Source organism: Allocatelliglobosispora scoriae (genome assembly GCF_014204945.1).
Taxonomy (GTDB): domain Bacteria; phylum Actinomycetota; class Actinomycetes; order Mycobacteriales; family Micromonosporaceae; genus Allocatelliglobosispora; species Allocatelliglobosispora scoriae.
In genome coordinates this window covers 2,364,466-2,378,095 of sequence record NZ_JACHMN010000002.1, presented here as the reverse complement: position 1 = coordinate 2,378,095, position 13,630 = coordinate 2,364,466, and the positions used below count along the sequence as shown (strand labels likewise).

Genomic DNA, 13,630 nt, shown 5'->3' with positions numbered 1-13,630 from the left:
AATCGCGGTCACAGGTAGTTGTTGAGACGCAGGATCCGGTCGTCGGTGGCGGCGGGCTTGCCGCGGCCGTCCTGGTTCGAGGTGCCGATCCAGAGCGATCCGTCGGGAGCCGTGGCGGCGGAACGGATCCGTCCGTAGGTGCCGGTGAGGATGGCGCGCGGCTTGCCGACGAGCTCGCCGGTGGTGGAGATGTCCAGCAGCCACAGCCGGGAGCCGCGCAGGCAGGCGGCGACGAAGGTGTGCCCGACCATCGCGGCGCCGGAGCAGGAGGCCTCGGCGGTGGTCCACTGCGCGATCGGGTTGACGTAGCGGCTGTCCTTGCTGATGCCCTCGACGACCGGCCAGCCGTAGTTCTTGCCGGGCTCGATCCGGTTGACCTCGTCCCAGGTGTTCTGGCCGAACTCGGTGGCGAAGAGCTGCCCCTCGGGGCTCCAGGCGATGCCCTGCACGTTGCGGTGGCCGTAGGACCAGACCAGCGAGTCGGGGAAGGGGTTGCCGGGCGCGGGCTTGCCGTCCGGCGTCATCCGCAGGATCTTGCCGCCGAGGCTCTTCAGGTTCTGGGAGTTGCCGCGCTGCGAGGCGTCGCCGGTGGTGGCGTAGAGGTAGCCGTCCGGTCCGAAGGCGAGCCGTCCGCCGTTGTGGATGCCCGAGATCGGGATGCCGGTGACGATCGGCTGCGGCCGCTCACCGAGGCGCAGCCGGGAGACGCGGTTGTCCGTGCCGGTCGTGTAGTAAAGGAAGATCGACTTGTCCTCGGCGTACTTCGGCGACACCGCGACGCCCATCAGGCCGCCCTCGCCGTTGGCGTCCGCCTCGTCGATCACCGCGACCTCGGTGGGCTTCCCGCCCGGCGCGATCTGCAGCAGCCGCTTGCTGTCCCGCTCGGTGACGAGCGCCGAACCATCGGGCAGGAAGCCGATGGCCCACGGCACCGCGAGCCCTTCCGCGACGGTCGTGATCCCGCGCGCGCCACTGGCGGAGGGGATTGCCGCCGGAGTGGTCGGCGCGGGCGCGGAGGTGACTGCCGGGGCCGGCGTGTCGGTCGCCGAACAGGCCGCCGTGGTGGCCATCAGCGCGGTCAGGATGAGGGGGAGGCTGCGTCGCACCCGACACACGCTAGCGCCTTCGCGCCCGCGACGGGATATCGTCATTGATCGTGAAGGTCTGGATAGCCCATGAGCAGGGACTCGCGCATATCGGCCCGCTGCCGGCCGAGATCGATATCGAGGTGTACGCCGACCCGGCCGCCCCACCACCGTCGGACCCCGCCGGGGTGACCTTCTGGGTCCCGCCGTTCCTGGGTTCGGGCGATGTCGTCGGCCTCGCCGCCGGTATGCCGGATCTGCGGGTCATCCAGCTGCTGTCGGCCGGTGCCGACGCGTGGCTGGGACGGATTCCGGCCGGGGTGACCCTGCACGACGCCCGGGGCGTGCACGACTCGCCGACCTCCGAGTGGATCCTCACCGCGGTCCTGTCGTCGCTGCGCCGTTTCGACGACGCCGCCCGGGCACAGGGCGAGGGTCGCTGGGCCAGTGCCGAGCTGCTCCCGACGGACGAGCTCGCAGGCAAGCGGGTCCTCATCGTCGGCGCGGGCTCGATCGGTCGGGCCACGGCAGCCCGGCTGGCGCCCTTCGAGGTGACGATCACCGAGGTGGCCCGGTCGGCCCGCCCTGGCGTACACGGCGTCGACGACCTGCCCCATCTGCTCCCGTCGGCCGACATCGTCATCCTCATCGTCCCGCTCACCTCGGAGACGCGCGGCCTCGTCGACGAGAAGTTCCTCGCCGCGATGCCCGACGGAGCACTGCTCGTCAACGCCGCCCGCGGACCGGTCGTCCAGACGGATGCCCTGGTGGCGGAGCTGTCGAGCGGTCGCCTGCGCGCGGCGATGGATGTGACCGACCCCGAGCCGCTCCCGCCGGGCCACCCCCTCTGGACCACCCCGAACACGCTGATCACCCCGCACACGGCCGGCTCGGTCCACGGCCTCTTCGGCCGGGCCTATCGCCTGGCCGGCGTCCAACTCCGCCGCCACATCGCGGGCGAGCCGCTGATCAATCAGGTCGTCGGCGACTACTGAGCCGCTTGATAACGCCATGATCCGGCCGTCTTCAGCAGAGATGGCCGGATCATGAACCCAAGATCGTCGCAACTCTTCAAGAGTTGCCCCTAAGAGGGCTAGCGGGCGGGGACCGCGTCGGTGTCGGTGTCGGTGTCGGCCAGCGGCTGACCGCTCGCGGCGACGAGGCGCGGCAGGTCGGTCACGACGACGGCGGTGAGCGGCACGGCGCTGCCGTTGGTGAGCGCCGCGAGCACCCGGCCCCGCTCGTCGGGGACGAGGGCGGCGACCTGGGACCACGTGATGGCGCGGCTGCCGAGGAGCGCGCGCACCCGCAGCCCGTCGGCGTCGGCGTCGGTGCCGGAACGCCAGGCCCAGACGGCGAACGCGAGCGGCACGAGAATGAGCGGCAAGCCCGCCCAGCCCAGATCGGCGGCCGGGTAGATCGCGGCGAGCGCGACGATCAGGCCGGCGATCGCCATGGCGGTGTTGTGGCGGAAGTGGATGACCGCGGAGCTCTGCACGCCGCCCATCCTCCCATAACCCGCCGCCAGGCCGCCGTTTGCGGTTGCATTGTCAGGGGGGAGCGGCATACTCCCCACTGAGAGGCGATGGAGGTGGACATGTCCGTTCTGCTGATGATCGGCACCGCTAAAGGGCTCTTCCTGGCGCGTTCCGACGACTACGCGACGTGGCACGTGAGCGCCCCGCACTTCCCGGAGTGCACGGTCTACGGGATCGGCGTGCACCAGCAGCCGCAGGGCCTCCGCCTGCTCGCCGACATCACCAGCTCCCACTTCGGCCCGAGCGTCGCGAGCAGCGACGACCTGGGTGCGAGCTGGCACGAGCCGGAGCACGCGCCGATTCGCTTCCCGGCCGACGCCGACACCGCCCTGCGCCAGGTGTGGCAGTTCGCCTCGGCGGGCACGACGGTCTATGCGGGCACCCAGCCCTCCGCGCTCTTCCGCTCGGCCGATGGCGGCGAGTCGTTCGAGCTGGTCAAGCCGCTGTGGGAGCACCCGCACCGGACCCAGTGGGGCGAGGGTTTCGGCGGCCAGGCGATCCACACGATCCTGCCGCACCCGGTCGATCCGCAGCGGGTGCTGGTGGCGATGTCCACGGGCGGCGTCTATCAGACCGACGACGGCGGCGGCTCCTGGCGCCCGACCAACACCGGCGTGCAGGTGACCTTCTCCCCGGACCGGTTCCCCGAGTTCGGCCAGTGCGTGCACAAGGTCGCCCGCGACTGCGGCGATCCGGAGCGGCTCTACCTGCAGAACCACAACGGCGTCTACCGCTCCGACGACGGGGGCGTCACCTGGACCTCGATCGCCGCGGGCTTGCCCAGCGACTTCGGCTTCGCCATCGTGGCGCACCCGACGAGGCCCGGCGTGATCTACAGCTTCCCGTTGCAGTCGGAGAGCCGGCGGGTGCCGGTCGACCGGCGGTTCCGGGTCTTCCGCTCCGAGGACGCCGGTGCCTCCTGGGCGGCGTTGACCGGCGGTCTGCCGGCCGACCCCTACTACCCGGTGGTGCTGCGCGATGCGCTCTGCCACGACGGGGGTGACGGGCTCTTCGTCGGCTCCAAGGCGGGCGAGGTCTTCGCCAGCGGCGACGGTGGCGACAGCTGGCACCTCGTCGCGGCGCACCTGCCGACCGTCTTCAACGTCAAGGCGGTCCGGCTGTGACGGTCACCCTGCTGGTGCCGGGTGCGCTGCGGGCGGAGGCCGGTGACGCCGCGACGCTGAGCCTCGACGCATCGGGCACGCTCGCCGAGGTGCTCGACGCCGTGGATGAGCAGTGGCCGAAGCTCGGCCGTCGATTGCGTGACGAGCGCGGGGAGCTCCGTCGCTTCGTCAACATCTATGTGGACGGTGAGGAGTGCCGTTACACGGGCGGGCTCACGACAGCCGTCGGGGCTGATGCGGAGATTCAGGTGCTGCCGTCCGTTGCGGGCGGAGCATAAGCAACCGGTACGTCTAGTTTGACGATTACGCCGGTGTTAACGGGATCTGATACATCCGGGACTGCCACGCACTATTTATAGGCTTCGAATTATTCACTTCGGCGCAGTCTCGCCTTAGCGTGCGCATGTCCGCTGCTTTGCGTGGGCCCTGGAAATTACTGCCTGGTTACGGCGAACCACTCGCTGCATCCAGGGAGGGACGAGTGTCGACGCCGCGGTTTCTCTTCATGGCCCGATCCGCTAGTGATGCATTTGTATCAGATGATTCGCTCGACGAAAAGGTCTATGCGCGATCCGCCGAACAGTTTATTTGGCGGCTCATCTGGTCCAACAATCGTGAGATCGGGCGGGGCGCTGGTGCGTACCCCACATTTGTGGCCTGTCGGGCCGCCGTGGAGCTGTTGCGAAGCGGTTTCGAACGGATAAGGCCGGAGGCGGGTGTCGACCCGGAGCGCGGCCAGTGGACCTGGCGGGTCAGCCTGGATTCGGTGACCCTCGCGATCCGGGGGCGGCACTACCAGCGCGAGCGGGAGTGCCAGTCGAGCCTGAAGACCTTCCTGATGGCCGTGCCGACCGCGCAGGTCGGCGACCAGGCGATCACGATGGAGACCCGCTCGGCCCGGTCGCACTCCGCGATGACCTCCGTTCTGACCCGGCGGGCACTCCGATGACCGATCCCGAGCCCAAGGTCGGACGGCACGCCGCAGCCGTGATCGACCGCCCGGAGCCGTCCGATGCGCCGTGGCGCCCCAGTGCCGGGCTCAATCCCGGCGATCGCGGCTTCCGCGGTCTCGCCCGGGCCGGTGGCACGACGGTGCTGGTGCTGATGCTGCTCGTCGGCGCCTTCCTGCTCTACCGCGCCTGGCAGGCGCTGGGCAAGCAGGGCTGGTCGTTCATCACCACGCAGTCGTGGGAGCCGGACGGCGGCGGCTTCGGCATCGCGGCGGTCCTCGCGGGCTCCGTGATGATCGCGGCGGTCGCGATCGCGTTCGCGCTGCCGCTCTCGGTGGGCACGGCCCTCTACATCTCCGAGTACGCCCCCCGCCGGGTCAAGGGCTGGCTGATCAGCATGGTCGACCTGATGGCGGCGGTGCCGAGCGTCGTCTACGGCATCTGGGGGATGATCTTTCTACAGTGGAAGGTCCTCGACCTCTCCCGCTGGATCGCGACCTACCTGGGCTGGATCCCGTTCCTGCACGTCGACAACTACGAGTTCGGCAATCCGCTGGAGACCGACACGGTCTTCACCTCGTCGACCTTCATCGCCGGGATCGTGGTGGCGATGATGGTGACGCCGATCGCCTGCTCGGTGATGCGGGAGGCGTTCACCCAGGCACCGCTCGGCGAGCGCGAGGGCGCGTTCGCGCTGGGTGCGACCCGCTGGGGCATGATCCGCACGGTGGTGCTGCCCTTCGGTCGGGGCGCCATGATCGGTGGCACGATGCTCGGCCTCGGCCGGGCGCTGGGCGAGACGATCGCGGTCGTCCTGATCATCTCGCCGGTCTTCTCGATCCAGCCGCACATCCTGGAGAAGGGCGCCAACTCGGTCTCCGCGCTGATCGCCCTGCGCTACGGCGACTCCACCGAGATGGGGATCTCGGCGCTGATGGCGGCCGGTCTGGCGCTGTTCCTGATGACGCTCGTCGTCAACTTCCTCGCCTCGACGATCGTGGCCCGCAGCCGCTCCGGGGCGGTGAGCGAGTGATGTCGCAGCAGCACGCCGTCCCCGAGGTACGCCGCAACACCACCACCCTGCGCTCGTCCGACATCTGGGCGCTGCTCGGCGCGATCACGGGTGCGCTGAGCCTGAGCTGGCTGATCTACACCGAGTTCGCGCCCTTCACCGGGGTGGTCGGGTTCGTCGTGATCGCCTGGGTGATCTTCCTCGGCTTCTACGCCACGCTCGTCTTCTTCGACGAGCGCGGCCCGGCCGTCCGGGACCGGATCGCCTCGGTGGCGGTGCACGGGCTCGCCGCGACGGTGCTGCTGGCGCTGGGCTTCGTGGTCGTATACACCTTCATCAACGGCTGGCACGCCCTGGCGCACCTCAACTTCTTCACCGAGGACATGAGCCGGGCCTCCTCCGAGCAGGGCCTCGACGAGGGCGGCATGCTGCACGCGGTGGCGGGCACGCTGATCCAGGCCGGCATCGCGCTCGCGATCACCGTGCCGCTGGGCCTGCTCTGCGCGGTCTTCCTCAACGAGATCCCGGGCCGGTTCAGCCGGTTCGTCCGCACCATCGTCGAGGCGATGACCGCACTGCCGTCGATCGTGGCGGGCCTGTTCATCTACGCCACCCTCATCATCGGCCTCGGCATCCCGAAATCTGGTCTCGCCGCGGCGCTCGCGATCGGCCTGATGATGCTGCCGATCATCATCCGCGCCTCGGACGTGGTGCTGCGGCTGGTGCCGGGGACGTTGAAGGAGGCGTCTTACGCGCTGGGGTCGGGGCAGTGGCGCACGGTGTGGCACGTGACGCTGCCGACGGCGCGCTCGGGGCTCACGACCGCGATCATCCTCGGTACGGCACGCGGGGTGGGCGAGACCTCACCGGTGCTGCTGACGGCGGGCTTCGCGTCCAGCCTCAACCTCAACCCGCTGGACCAGCCGATGACCTCGCTGCCGCTGGCGACGTTCAACTACATCAAGTTTCCGCAGGAAGTGATGCACGCGCGGGCCTTCGGTGCCGCGGCGCTGCTGATGGTCGTGGTGCTGGTGCTCTTCGTCGTCGCCCGCATGCTCGGCGGCCGGGCACCGGGTCAGCTCACCCGCCGCCAGGAGCACCGCCGGGTGCTGCGATCCCTGCGCGACGCCGAGCGTTTCGCCGACCGCGCCGACCGCGCCGACCGCACCGGAGCCGCGCCGGCCGCTCACACCGACAGCGACGCCGCACGGGCCGAGCCGGCAGCCGAGATCAAGGAGCACGTCTGATGTTCATCCTGAGAAGGGTCGCCGCGCTGGTGGCCGTGCTCTTCCTCGTCGCCGGGCTGCCGGTCCCCGCGCACGCGGCGGCCTACGTGGCGATCAGCGGTGCCGGCTCGACGTGGAGCTTCAACGCGCTGGACCAGTGGCGCACCAACGTCCGCCAGTACGGCATGACGATCAGCTACGCGCCGACCGGCTCCTCGGACGGGCGCTCCCAGTTCCGCAACGGCACCGTCGACTTCGCGGTCTCGGAGATCCCCTACGGCCTCGCCGACCGCAACGTGCAGGACCCGCCGCCGGCCCGCCAGTACGCGTACATGCCGATCGTCGCCGGCGGCACCGCGTTCATGTACAACCTGAAGATCGGCACGAAGCGGGTGACGAACCTGCGCCTGTCCGGCGACGTCGTCGTGAAGATCTTCACTGGCAAGATCACGAAGTGGGACGACCCGGCGATCGCGGCCGACAACCCCAACCTGACGCTGCCCGCCAAGAAGATCGTGCCGGTGGTCCGCTCCGACGGCTCGGGCACGACCGCGCAGTTCACCAAGTGGATGAGCAGCGAATACGGCTCCCTCTGGAACGACTACTGCGGCCAGGTGGGCCGGTCGGTGCCGTGCGGGCTGACCTCCTACTACCCGCTGCCGACCCCGCAGGGCGCCTTCGTCGCGTCCTCCGGCTCGATCGGTGTCGCGTCCTATGTGAAGCAGGCGCAGAGCGAGGGCGCGATCACCTATGTCGAGTACTCCTACGCCGTGGAGAGCCGCTTCCCGGTCGTCAAGCTGCGCAACAAGAGCGACTACTTCATCGAGCCGACGGCCCGCAACGTCGCCGTCGGGCTGCTCGGGGCGACGATCGACTCGACCGACCTGACGCAGCGGCTGGAGGGCGTCTACCGCAGCAACGACGCCCGCGCCTACCCGCTGTCCAGCTACAGCTACATGATCGTACCGAGGGCGGTCGAGGGCTCCTTCAACACGGCGAAGGGTCAGACGCTGCGCGACTTCGCCTACTACTTCCTCTGCGAGGGGCAGCGCAACGTCTCGGTCATCGGCTACTCGCCGCTGCCGAAGAACCTGGTCCAGGCGGGTCTCACCCAGGTCGCGCGCATCCCCGGCACGAGCACCAAGACCATCGACATCTCCAAGTGCAACAACCCGACCTTCTCCTCCGACGGCACCAACGTGCTCGCGCGGGACACGCCGCAACCGGCCGCGTGCGACAAGGTCGGATCAAGCCAATGCGCGACGGGTACGGGTGGCACCGTCCCCCAGCAGCCCGTCCCCACTGGTACGGCGAACCCGACCGCCTCCACGGCACCGACCGGCACCGCCTCGCCGGTCCCCGGAACGACGACCGGCGCACCGCAGATCGACCCCGACACGGGTCTGCCCGTCGGCGGTGACAACGGCGGCGGCGACGGTGAGGTCCTCGGCGTACCCGTCGCGCTGCCCGCCGAGACGGGCTGGGACGAGACGAACACGCTGATGCTCGTCGCGGTCTTCCTGCTGCTCGGGATCATCCTCGGCCCGCCGCTGATCGGCCGCGCCCTCGCCAACCGCAACAACACGGATCGGCGGTTCTGACATGTCGAAGCGTCGTAACAGCCTGCTTGCCGTGGCGGTATCCATGCTCGTGCTGGCCCTGCCCACAGCCGCCGCCGTCGGCGCGATCCCGCCTCCGACGGATCCGGTGCCCGCCGATGGCGGCCCGTCCCCGCTGGTCGTGCGCGGCCGAGGTGCCGCCGCGGACCTCTCGATCACCGTGGCCCAGACGAAGAACCTCACGAACCAGGTGGTCGCCGTCTCGTGGAGCGGCGCGGCGACCACCGCACCCGGCAGCGGCCTCTTCGGCGTCGACTTCATCCAGATCATGCAGTGCTGGGGCGACGCCCCGAGCGGGCCGACGCGGGAGCAGTGCCAGTTCGGCGGGCTCGCCGGCGACGGCCGGGGCGGTCCCTGGGTGGCGTCGCGGCAGGTCCGCTATGGCCGCGGCCTCGTCGACCCGGCCGAGACGATCACCGCCGAGTATGTGCCGTTCCGGTCCGTGACGGGCAAGGTCGTCGCCGGTGACCGGCAGTCCAACGACCTCTTCGACGGCAACACGACCAACGAGGCGCCCTTCGGACTGACCCGGGCCGACGGCACCGGCCAGGAGTTCTTCGAGATGCAGACCGGCCGCGAGGCACCGGGCCTGGGCTGCGGCGAGGCGGTGGTGCGCGGCGGCAAGACGGTCGGCCGCCCGTGCTGGCTCGTCATCGTGCCGCGCGGTCGCACGGAGGTCGACGGCTCGGCGCGTTCCGGCTCCAACACGAGCCGGCAGGAGTCGTCGCCGCTGTCACAGACCAACTGGAACAACCGGATCGTCGTGCCGCTCACCTTCCTGCCGCTGGGTCTGGTCTGCCCGCTCGGCGCCGCCGAGCGCCCGGTGATGGGGCAGGAGATCGCGGCCGAGGCGGTCAGCCGCTGGCAGCCCTCCCTGTGCCAGCAGGCCGGTGGCGCGATCTTCGGTTACTCGCAGACCTCGGACGACATCGCCCGGGCCCGGCTCGTCACCGCCGACCCCGGGCTCGTCTTCCTCACCCGTCCGCTGCCGACCGCCGACGTGCCGAGCGCCCGGCCGCCCGTCTACGCGCCGATCGCGCTCACCGGGTTGACGATCGCTTTCAACATCGACAGCCAGTCCCGGGGCGACGCGCCGCCGGAGGTGAAGGCGCGCAACGGCCAGCGGATCAACGAGCTGAACCTGACGCCGCGCCTGGTGGCGAAGCTGATCACCCAGTCCTACCGGCAGGCCGTGGTCGACCCGCGCGCGACCCAGGTGGCGAACAACCCGTCGGACATGACGCGGGACCCCGACTTCAAGGCGCTCAACCCGACCTTCGCCAACCTGTCCCTGCCGGGTATCGCCGACATCGTGCTGCCGATCGGGCTCTCCGACGCCAACGGGCAGCTCTGGGCCTGGCTCATGGCCGACGAGGAGGCGAGCGCCTTCCTCACCGGGCACCCGGACGAGTGGGGGATGCGGATCAACTCCAACTTCGTCATCCCCACGCCGCCGGTCGACGACTACCCCAAGGCCGACCTGGCCTGCGTGATCCTCGACGAGCGGCTCTCTCCACTGTGCACACTCGACGCCTACCCCTACGCCGACGACATGCACGATGCGGCCAGGGCGGCGAGCCGTGGTGAACCGCTGGGCCACGCGCAGTCCGACACCGAGGCGTTCCCGCCGGTGTGGCGTAAGAACCCGACGCAGCCCAGCGGCTCCCGGCAGCTCATGGCGCTGATGGACGCCGCGACGGCGACCCGCTACGGCATGCCGACGGCGAAGCTGCGCAACGCGGCCGGCCAGTTCGTCGGACCGACGACGGCGGCACTCCTGGCCGGGGTCGAGGCGATGCGGACGAACCCCGTCGGCGGGGTGCTGGAGCCCGATCCGCCCAGGCGCGTCGCGGCGGCGTACCCCCTGACAACCGTGACCTATGCGGCGACCGCGCCCGCGGCGCTGACCGCGAAGCAGAAGCGCGACTACGCGACCTTCCTGCGCTTCGCGGCGGGGGCCGGGCAGACGCCGGGCTTCTCGATCGGGCAGCTTCCGCTCGGTTACGCGCCGCTGCCGGAGGCGTTGCGGGCCAGGACGAGGGCGGTGGCGTCGGCGCTGGCCGGGGGACCGTCGGCGAGTCCGGGACCGAACGGCGGCAACGGCAACAACGGCAACACATCGGGCAACCAGTCCGCGACGCCGGGGTTCTCCCCGCCCTTCGCGCTGCCGAGCCCGAACCTGAGCACCGAGTCCGTGGTGGTCGCACAGACGACGCCCGACGAGCCTGTCGGCTCGATCAGAAGCATCGTCCTGTGGTTGCTCGTCCTCGGGGGCCTGGCGGCATGTGCCGGGCCGATTCTCCTCCGGCAATCGGGGAGGGGAGAGCAGTGAAGCAAGGCCCACCGTCGACTGGCACGTCTTCGGTGGTCAGATCCGGGATGACCGTCCCGGATGTATGTCACCCAACCAACGTGGAGGGTACAACACCGTGAACGTCCACACCACCGAACGCTGGCCTGAAGCCCTCCGTCGAGACCTACGGGCTACCAAGCGGGCGCGCGTCATCATGGCGCTCGGCGTGAGCCTCGTCGCGATCCTCGCGGCAGCTCCCGCTTCGGCGGACCCGTCGGGTGCGCCACAGTACCGCCAGCTCGCGGGTGTCGGATCCGACACCACCGAAGGCGTCATGAACGCGATCGCCAACAACGTCACCATCGGTGGCACCAAGGTCCTCGGGTCTTACGACGCCAACGGTTCCGCGCAGGTCACCACGAAGGACCCGGCCACCACGCCGGGCTGCACCATCAACCGCCCCAACGGGTCGGGTGCCGGGCGGACCGCCCTGCTCACGTCCCTGCAGGCCAACGGTGGGGCGGGCAACGGCTGCCTGCAGTACGCACGGTCGTCCAGCCTGACCCTCACCGCCAGCACGCCGAGCATCACCTACGTTCCGTTCGCGGTCGACGCTGTCACCTTCGCCATCACCGGCGACAGCGCCATCCCGCGCAACCTGACGCTCGACGAGCTGAAGTCGATCTACAAGTGCGAGATCGGCGGCATCACCCCGGTTCTGCCCCAGGCTGGTTCGGGCACCCGGTCGTTCTGGCTGGGGATCATCGGCATCACCGATGCCCAGGTCAACAGCGGCGTCTACCCGTGCATCGTGAACGGGACGCTGAGCGGCCAGCCGATCCAGGAGCACGACGGCCGGGTTCTCACCGGTTCGTCGCTCGTCCCGTTCTCCATCGCGCAGTACGTCGCGCAGGCGTCCGGAACCCTGACCGACATCCGCGGTCGCGCGGTCCTCGGTGTCATCAACGGCATCACGCCGCTGACCATGAACACCTCGGTGCCGCTCACCCGCAACGTCTACAACGTCATCCCGACGTCGCAGATCGGCAACGCGCCCTACTCGACGGTCTTCGTGGGCTCTGGATCTCTCATCTGCCAGCAGTCCGCGATCATCCAGCAGTACGGCTTCGCGCCGAACCCCAACTGCGGCGACACGTCCGCACACTCCTAAGGAGCGCTCATGTTCTCGACGTTCAAGCGTTCCCTCGGGGTCGCTGTCGTAGCAGGGATGGCCATGACCGGCTCCCTGCTCCTCAGCGCCGCTCCGGCGAGTGCGGCCGTGGTCGGCACCCTGACGGTGACTCCGGCGACGGGCACCGACAACACGCCGGCGACGGTGAACACCTCGGCCGCATGCCCGGCCGGGACCAACATCATCGGACGGATCACCGGCGCTGGGTTCACCACCGCCCAGACCGTCCGCAACAACTCCCCGATCTCCAGCTACTCGGTGAACGCCGCCGGTGGGCTGGTCGTACCGCTGGCTGACACGTTCCGGGCCTTTGGCAACCTGCAGAGCCCCCCGGTCGTCTTCGCCGGCAAGTACGACATCGTGATCAGCTGCATCGCGCCGCTGGCCCCGGGCACGAGCCTGGGCGACTTCGTCGGTTCGGTGTGGTTCACCTCCAACACCGCTTACCAGTCGACCGACCCGACCACCACGCCGACCACGACCACGCTGGCCACCACGCCCGCCGGTCCGGTCAGCGTCGGCACGTCCGTGACCCTCACCGCGACGGTCGCTCCGGCCGCCGCGACGGGTTCGGTGCAGTTCTTCGACGGCGCCGCCTCGCTGGGCACCAGCCCGGTTTCGGGTGGCACCGCGTCGATCTCCACCTCGGCGCTCACGGCGGGCAGCCACTCGCTGACGGCGGTCTTCACGGGAACCGGGAACTTCGAGGCTTCGACCTCGGCTCCCAAGACCTTCGTCGTCAACGGTCCGGCCACCCCGACCACGACCGCTCTGGCGGTCAGCCCGGCCAGCTCCTCCCAGCAGTACGGCAACGTGGCCCTCACCGTGACGGTCTCCCCGACCGCGGCCGGCTCCGTGCAGTTCCTGGACGGCGCGACCGCGCTCGGCACCGTCGCCGTCTCCGGCGGCACCGCGACCCTCACCGTCAGCACGCTGGCGCTGGGTTCGCACTCGCTGGTGGCGGCATTCACCCCGGCCAACCCGGCGTCGTTCACGGCGTCGACGTCGGCCGCGATCGACTACACCATCACCGCCTTCACCGGGGCCACGGCCTCGGAGACCATCACCACGACGGTCGAAGCCGGTGCCCTGGTGATCAGCGTGGCCGACAGCTCCGTGGTGCTCGCGTCGCCGACGCTCAACACCGCGGGTGACCTGCTCGTGACCTCGGGCCAGCTCAAGCCGGTAACCATCACGGACACCCGCGCGGGCAACTTCGGCTGGAACGTCTCGGGCCAGGTCACGGACTTCCTCTCCAGCGGCTCCAACACGATCAACGGAGCCAACCTGGGCTGGGGTCCGACCCTGATCGACAAGGCCACAGCTCAGACGGTGACGCCCGGTGCCACGGTCGCCGCCGCTCACGGTGTCGCCCCCGGCGCCGCCTCCACCGAGGGCCTCAAGGTCTCTCGGACCCTCGCCGTCGGCCTCGGCCTGGGCACGGCGCACCTCGGTGCGTCGCTGGCGCTCAACGCCCCGACCTCGACGCTGCCCGGCACCTACACGGCGACGCTGACGCTCACCGTCATCTAGCCGAGCACACCGGTGGTGGGGCGGCAGGCCAGGCCGCTCCACCACCTCCTCTCATCCC

Annotated in this window: 12 protein-coding genes; 10 read left to right on the top strand and 2 right to left on the bottom strand. The window is 70.0% G+C overall.

Annotation, left to right across the window (positions count from 1 at the left end):
- Nucleotides 1–8: 8 nt before the first annotated feature.
- On the bottom strand, nucleotides 9–1,151 hold the full coding sequence (locus tag F4553_RS16295) for a PQQ-dependent sugar dehydrogenase (protein ID WP_184836924.1): 1,143 nt from the start codon (nucleotides 1,149–1,151) through the stop codon (nucleotides 9–11).
- A 5-nt stretch (nucleotides 1,152–1,156) separates the two neighbouring features.
- On the opposite strand from F4553_RS16295, the gene F4553_RS16290 reads away from it, so the two are divergent.
- On the top strand, nucleotides 1,157–2,080 hold the full coding sequence (locus tag F4553_RS16290) for a 2-hydroxyacid dehydrogenase (RefSeq protein ID WP_184836922.1): 924 nt from the start codon (nucleotides 1,157–1,159) through the stop codon (nucleotides 2,078–2,080).
- 98 nt (nucleotides 2,081–2,178) lie between these two features.
- Here F4553_RS16290 and F4553_RS16285 read toward each other — a convergent pair whose 3' ends face one another.
- A complete protein-coding gene (locus F4553_RS16285) occupies nucleotides 2,179–2,592 on the bottom strand; it encodes a PH domain-containing protein (protein WP_221469915.1) in 414 nt (137 codons plus the stop codon).
- A gap of 90 nt (nucleotides 2,593–2,682) precedes the next feature.
- Between F4553_RS16285 and F4553_RS16280 the strand changes: the two genes are divergently transcribed.
- The 9 genes from F4553_RS16280 to F4553_RS16240 all read left to right on the top strand — a co-directional run bounded on the left by F4553_RS16280 (nucleotide 2,683) and on the right by F4553_RS16240 (nucleotide 13,572).
- A complete protein-coding gene (locus tag F4553_RS16280; RefSeq protein WP_184836918.1) occupies nucleotides 2,683–3,747 on the top strand; it encodes a WD40/YVTN/BNR-like repeat-containing protein in 1,065 nt (354 codons plus the stop codon).
- Nucleotides 3,744–4,025, top strand: coding sequence for a MoaD/ThiS family protein (locus F4553_RS16275; protein WP_184836916.1), 282 nt, complete (start codon nucleotides 3,744–3,746; stop codon nucleotides 4,023–4,025). Before F4553_RS16280 ends, F4553_RS16275 begins: the two co-directional genes overlap by 4 nt.
- Before the next feature lie 392 nt (nucleotides 4,026–4,417).
- On the top strand, nucleotides 4,418–4,696 hold the full coding sequence (locus F4553_RS16270) for a hypothetical protein (RefSeq protein ID WP_184836914.1): 279 nt from the start codon (nucleotides 4,418–4,420) through the stop codon (nucleotides 4,694–4,696).
- Entirely contained in the window at nucleotides 4,693–5,730 is a 1,038-nt protein-coding gene (gene pstC, locus F4553_RS16265) for a phosphate ABC transporter permease subunit PstC (protein ID WP_184836912.1), read from the top strand. The genes F4553_RS16270 and pstC overlap by 4 nt, the downstream gene beginning before the upstream one ends.
- The gene (gene pstA / locus F4553_RS16260; protein WP_184836910.1) at nucleotides 5,730–6,956 is read left to right on the top strand and encodes a phosphate ABC transporter permease PstA; all 1,227 of its coding nucleotides are present in this window, start codon (nucleotides 5,730–5,732) and stop codon (nucleotides 6,954–6,956) included. Before pstC ends, pstA begins: the two co-directional genes overlap by 1 nt.
- Nucleotides 6,956–8,536: a phosphate ABC transporter substrate-binding protein PstS gene (pstS, locus tag F4553_RS16255; RefSeq protein ID WP_184836908.1), complete on the top strand. Its 1,581-nt coding sequence runs from the start codon at nucleotides 6,956–6,958 to the stop codon at nucleotides 8,534–8,536. The genes pstA and pstS overlap by 1 nt, the downstream gene beginning before the upstream one ends.
- A 31-nt stretch (nucleotides 8,537–8,567) precedes the next feature.
- The gene (locus F4553_RS16250) at nucleotides 8,568–10,886 is read left to right on the top strand and encodes a hypothetical protein (RefSeq protein WP_184836906.1); all 2,319 of its coding nucleotides are present in this window, start codon (nucleotides 8,568–8,570) and stop codon (nucleotides 10,884–10,886) included.
- Nucleotides 10,887–10,983: 97 nt separating this feature from the next.
- The gene (locus F4553_RS16245) at nucleotides 10,984–12,018 is read left to right on the top strand and encodes a substrate-binding domain-containing protein (protein ID WP_312875232.1); all 1,035 of its coding nucleotides are present in this window, start codon (nucleotides 10,984–10,986) and stop codon (nucleotides 12,016–12,018) included.
- 9 nt (nucleotides 12,019–12,027) lie between these two features.
- Nucleotides 12,028–13,572 carry an Ig-like domain-containing protein gene (locus tag F4553_RS16240; protein WP_184836905.1) on the top strand — a complete coding sequence of 515 codons (1,545 nt, stop codon included), beginning with the start codon at nucleotides 12,028–12,030 and terminating at the stop codon, nucleotides 13,570–13,572.
- Nucleotides 13,573–13,630: the final 58 nt, after the last annotated feature.